At 60.9% G+C, this 5442-nt stretch carries 6 protein-coding genes and 1 tRNA gene; 3 read left to right on the plus strand and 4 right to left on the minus strand.

Going from position 1 to position 5442, the window contains the following annotated elements:
- From KH208_RS15075 to KH208_RS15090, 4 genes are all read right to left on the minus strand, one after another.
- Nucleotides 1–662, minus strand: a 662-nt coding sequence (locus tag KH208_RS15075) for a glutamine synthetase III (RefSeq protein ID WP_291437663.1), incomplete at its 3' end; no start/stop codon positions are given.
- A 33-nt stretch (nt 663–695) separates the two neighbouring features.
- Complete coding sequence (locus KH208_RS15080; protein ID WP_291437665.1) at nt 696–1034, minus strand: P-II family nitrogen regulator; 339 nt, start codon at nt 1032–1034, stop codon at nt 696–698.
- Between the two features lie 26 nt (nt 1035–1060).
- The gene (locus KH208_RS15085) at nt 1061–2269 is read right to left on the minus strand and encodes an ammonium transporter (protein WP_291437667.1); all 1209 of its coding nucleotides are present in this window, start codon (nt 2267–2269) and stop codon (nt 1061–1063) included.
- 548 nt (nt 2270–2817) lie between these two features.
- Nucleotides 2818–4443, minus strand: coding sequence for a sigma 54-interacting transcriptional regulator (locus tag KH208_RS15090; protein WP_291437668.1), 1626 nt, complete (start codon nt 4441–4443; stop codon nt 2818–2820).
- A gap of 171 nt (nt 4444–4614) precedes the next feature.
- Here KH208_RS15090 and KH208_RS15095 point away from each other — a divergent pair.
- The 3 genes from KH208_RS15095 to KH208_RS15105 all read left to right on the plus strand — a co-directional run.
- Nucleotides 4615–4691 (plus strand) — tRNA-Glu (locus KH208_RS15095).
- A 233-nt stretch (nt 4692–4924) separates the two neighbouring features.
- Nucleotides 4925–5167, plus strand: a complete 243-nt coding sequence (locus KH208_RS15100) for a hypothetical protein (protein WP_291437670.1) — start codon at nt 4925–4927, stop codon at nt 5165–5167.
- Nucleotides 5168–5442, plus strand: a 275-nt coding sequence (locus tag KH208_RS15105; protein ID WP_291437672.1) for a helix-turn-helix domain-containing protein, incomplete at its 3' end; no start/stop codon positions are given. It abuts the gene before it with no gap.

The raw sequence follows: 5442 nt of genomic DNA on the forward strand, positions 1-5442 counted from the left end.
CCGACCATGGCCCGTACATAGCTTGCGGACGTATTGCCGAAGAGCTTCAGGATGCGCAGGGCTTGGCGGGACAGGGCGGCAATGGAGCGCAACAGCGGAATTTTGCGGTCCAGGGCCTCGCCGGAATAGGAATAAAAGAAGGTCGGGATATGCAGGGTCGCGCCGTAGGGGCCGGGAATGATGAACACCGGCACCGTGGGGTCCCAGGCGGTGTAACCGCGCGCCTCAAAGGTGGAGCGGATGCCGCCCGACGGAAAGGACGAGGCGTCCGGCTCGCCGCTGATCAGCATTTTTCCGGAAAACTCGCTGATCACCTGCCCCTCGGCCGTGGGCGAAAGAAAGGCGTCGTGCTTCTCGGCGGTCAGGCCGGTCATGGGGTGGAACCAGTGGGTATAGTGGGTCGCGCCGCGCTCAATGGCCCAGTCCTTCATGGCGTTGGCCACCACGTCGGCGATTTCCGGATTCAGGCGCTCGCCGTCGCGGATGGTCTTGGCCAGCTTGCGGTAGACGTCCTTGGGCAGACGCTTGCGCATCACTGCCAGGCCGAACACGTTGCGTCCGAAAACCTCGCCCGCCTCGTGCGCCTTCTCCTCCCGGCAGGAAGGGACCACCGGCTTTGCGTCAACAGCCTTGAACACCGCCTTTTTACGGGGGGAACTCATCGTATTGTCTCCTTTCCGGTTTATTGACCGCCCCTAGAGCGCGTCGTTGCCGCGCTCGCCCGTGCGGATGCGCACCGCATCCAGCACGTCGCTGATGAAAATCTTGCCGTCGCCCACCTGACCCGTGCGGGCCGTGCCCACCACCGCGCCGAGCACCCGTTCCAGAGCCTCGTCGTGCAGCACCAATTCAATCTTGATCTTGGGCAGGCAGTCCACCCGCATGGTGGTGCCCCGGTAGACCTCGGTGTGCCCGCGCTGGCGGCCGAAGCCCCTGATTTCCGAATAGTTCATGCCGTGAATGCCCAGCTTTGAAAGCTCGTCCTTGACCTTGTCGAACATGCCGGGCCGGATGATGATTTCCAGTTTCTTCATGACAGACTCCCTTTGCCGCTTACGGCTTACAGCGAGTAGCCGCGTTCATTGTGTTCGCTCAGATCCAGGCCGGTATACTCCGCTTCGGGAGCGACCCGCAGACCCACGGTGGAATCCACGATGCCGAGCAGGATGCGGCTGACCACATAGACGAAGACCCAAGTGCCCAGCACGGAGACGAACTGCACCCAGAGCTGATGCGGATTGCCGTGGAACAGGCCGTCCACATTATTGATGGCCGCGCTGGCGAAAAGGCCGGTAGCCAGCGCTCCCCAGGTGCCGCCCAGACCATGGATGCCCACCACGTCCAGGGCGTCGTCATAGCCGAACCTGTTCTTGAGCAGCACGCCGCCGTAGCAGACCATGCCGCCGATGAAGCCGATCAGCATGGCGGGCAGCAGACCTACGAATCCTGCGCCGGGCGTAATGGCCACCAGACCGGCCAGAGCCCCGGAAACAGCCCCCAGACTGGTGGGCTTGCCCGTGCGCTTCCACTCCGCCAGCATCCAGCCGAGGATGCCGCAGGCCGAGGCCAGATGCGTGGTCAGCAGGGCCTGCCCGGCCAGCGTACCGGCGGACAGGGCGCTGCCCGCGTTGAAACCGAACCAGCCGAACCAGAGCAGGCCGCCGCCCAGCAGGGTAAAGGGCAGGTTATTGGGCGTGAAACTCCGCGGGCCGGTGGGCAGGCGGGGTCCCAGAGCCTGGGCGCAGGCCAGCGCGCCCGCGCCGGAGGCCATGTGCACCACCGCGCCGCCCGCGAAGTCCACGGCGCCCATCTTTGCCATCCAGCCGCCGCCCCAGACCCAGTGGGCCATGGGCGCATAGGCGAAAATCAGCCAGAGGCCCGAGAAGAGCAGCATGGCCGAAAAGCGGATGCGTTCGGCGTATGCGCCCGAAATCAGAGCCACGGTCAGGACCGCGAACATGCACTGGAAGGCCACAAAAACGGTATGCGGCAGATTGGAGGAGGCCGGAGCGGCCGTGCCCTCAACACCGCGCAGGAACAGATAGGAAAAATTGCCGATCACGCCGCCCACATCCTCGCCGAAGGCCAAGGTATACCCCGCCAGGGCCCAGAGCACGGTGATCAGCCCCAGACTGGCGTAGCTGTGCATGTGGGTGGAAAGCACATTGCGCGCCCGCACCAGGCCGCCGTAAAACAGGGCCAGCGCCGGGGTCATCAGCATGACCATGGTGGCGCAGATGATGACAAAAGCCGTATCCGAAGCGTTCATCCCAAACTCCCTTATGGCCGCTGCCGCCCGCAGATTCCGTCGCTTCGCCTTCCCGGGGACGGCAAGCGTCCCTGAACGCGCGGGAGCCCATCCGGCCGGACAAAAACTCCGGGGATGGAACCGGCGCCGTGGTCCTTCCCCAGCGCGGCACATGCCGCGCCTCCTGCTGTGCTCCAAGGCACAATCCATGCCAGAGCCGCAAAGCAAAAGGATCAGACATATACTATCCTAATTTTACAGATTATTTTTAGTTCTTCGAAAGAGACGGATGCGAGCCTCACCGGCAAACAGGCCTATTTTTCTACAAAATTGTCGAAAAAAAGAAGCGACTCTTCCACCGGACAAGCCGAAGAAAGAGCCGCTTCATAAAAAATCATGTAAAATCAGTGTATTATATCTATAAATTCAAAATCTACATTTTTGTCGTTTTCTACAGAAATATTGTTTGAGCAGTCAATCTCTACTCCGCTTCCAACAAGAAACGGCGAGTCTCCCGGTTGTACTGGCAGCCCTGCGGTCCGTTTCAAAAAATAACATTTTTGTCGATTTTATAAAACCATACTGTCGGCGGCGTGCGACGCACCCTTCCGGACCGGACGGAAGGCTTTGTAATTGAGCCCGTATTTTTTCAGGCGCAGGGCCATGATCCGCTCGGTCAGGCCCAGGCTTGCCGCCGCCCTGCCGATCTGCCCCCGGCTGGATTCCAGGGCCTCCACAATGCAGGCTCGTTCCAGTTCGTCCAGACGCTCCTGCAGACTGCCCGCGAAACCGGGCCGGATGACGCAGCAATCCGCGCCGTCATGGCCTTCGTGGATGCTGTGCAAGGATGGCGGCAAATGCTGGGGCAGCACCAGGCTCTCGCGGCCCAGAAGCAGCACGGCGCGCTCCATGACGTTCTCCAGCTCGCGGATATTGCCGGGCCAGGCGTAACGCTGGAGCATATCCATCACGGCCAGGGAAAGGCGCACGTTCTTCCGTCCGTTGGCCGTAGCGAATTTTGCAATAAAATGGCTGGCCAGAGGTAAAATATCCTCGGGACGCAGACGCAGGGGCGGCAGAAAAATGGGAAAAACATTCAGGCGGTAGAACAGATCACGGCGAAAACCGCCCTCCGCCACCATCCGCTCCAGGTCGCGGTTGGTGGCGGTGATGAAACGCACGTCCACATGCCTGGTTTCCATGCCGCCCAAGCGTTCAAAGCTGCGTTCCTGCAGAACGCGCAGTAATTTGGCCTGGGTCATGAGAGACAGCTCGCCCACTTCGTCCAGAAACAGCGTGCCGCCGTCCGCCAGTTCAAAGCGGCCCTTGCGGGTGGCACTGGCTCCGGTGAAGGCCCCCCGCTCGTGCCCGAACAGCTCGCTTTCAATAAGATTTTCCGGCAGGGCCGCGCAGTTGAGCGAAATAAAGGGCCTGGGCGCGCGGGCGCTGGCCGCGTGAATGGCCCTGGCCGCCAGTTCCTTGCCCGTGCCGGATTCGCCCTGCAAAAAAACCGTGGTCGCGGACGGGGCCACCTGAGCGATCTGGGCGTAGACCTTCTGCATGCTTTCCGAATTGCCTACAAAGCCCCTGGGCCGTAGGGAGGGGCGGTTTTCCTCATCCATGCGGCCCTGGGTTTCCAGGGCCGCGTGCCCCAAGAGGGTCGCAATGATCAACAGCAGGCGCACCTCGTCTTCCAGGGTGGCCGCGTCGGCCAGGAGATGATCCACGGAAAGCGCGCCCACCACCTGATCATTGAGCCGGATAGGCACGCAGATAAAGGAGATGCCCTCCTTTTTCAGATCGCGCGAACGGGTTTTGTTCAGAAAAAGCGGCTCTTGGGAGACATTGGAAATATACATGGGGCGGCCGCTTTCAATGACCCGGCCGGTGATGCCCTCGCCGCGCACGTAGCGCCCGCGCCGACACTCGGCGGGCTTGAGCCCGTAGGCGGCTTCCGTGCGGATTTCGCCGGTCTGCGGCGACACCAGGGTGATGGCCCCGCGCATCATGTGCAGATGCCCGGCCATCAGGTTCAAGGCCTTGTCCAGGGCCTGGCCTACGTCGCTGGCGGCATTCATGACCTGGGCCAGTTCCAGCAGCAGGCGAAGCTGGCTTTCACAGTGTGCGGCAACGGACTCCGGCGGCAATGCCGGTTTTGCGACAAACGGCAAAGAGGAAGATTCGGCGCTCGGCATGGCGGAAAAATACCTCAGGCCGCACGGCCTTGCAATGCCGCCGCAGGGCACCAACATATCCCGGCACCGGACAGGGCTGCCGCACGGGCTACCCATACCAGTCGACCAAGCCGCAATGGACGTTCGCCGCTTGACACGGTACCGGCTTTCCTTTACAAGTGCCTCTCACCCGTCCCCATCGTCTAGCCGGCCCAGGACAACGGCCTTTCACGCCGTCGACAGGGGTTCAAATCCCCTTGGGGACGCCAAGCAAATTTCAAGCGTAGTAATGTGCCTTTTCGGCATATTTCTGCGCTTTTTGCTTTTTTCAGGCCTGCCCACCTCATAAGCCCTTTCCGGTTCTGGTTCCTCCAGACCGAAATGGGCTTTTTTGTTTCCTCTCCCCCACTTCGCACGATCCGTAGTTTTTGCCAGAGGCACTTTTCTTACCCAAAAAACACGCAGGGCGAAATGCCCACCACTGCGCTCTAAAGGCATAGCAATGCATATCTTCACTGATCATTTGCCCTACGAGCAAGGAATCACGGACCTGATCCAATGCCTGCGGAATTACGCCGCAGGAAACGGCCCGCGCTCGGAAAGCGAGATTGCGAAGCTGGAGGCCTGGGCGAAGTCCGGCGATCCGGCCCGCTATCGCAATATGGATTACGATCAGGGGATTGCCGACGCCCTGCTGTGGCTGCGTGGAAAAATCGAGCAGACACCCGAACGCGAGGATTTTTAAATGGAAGCCGTCTTTTCCGATGCTTACGCCCGAATCAAAAAAGTCACCGGCTACACCAGCCAAGCTGAGTTAGCCCAGCGGCTCGGCATCCCCCAGGCGCTCATTTCTGACAGTCGTCGCCGTGGGGAGGTCAACCCGGAAATCCTGCTGGCGCTGCTGGAGCAGTTCAACTTGGCCCCGCAATGGGTCCGCACGGGAGAAGGGGACCGCCACTTTATTACTTCCGTGAATAAAGTCGCATCGCTATATGGCATGAAAATTCTGTCCGCATCCTG

The organism is Desulfovibrio sp. (assembly GCF_018379785.1).
GTDB lineage: Bacteria > Desulfobacterota > Desulfovibrionia > Desulfovibrionales > Desulfovibrionaceae > Desulfovibrio.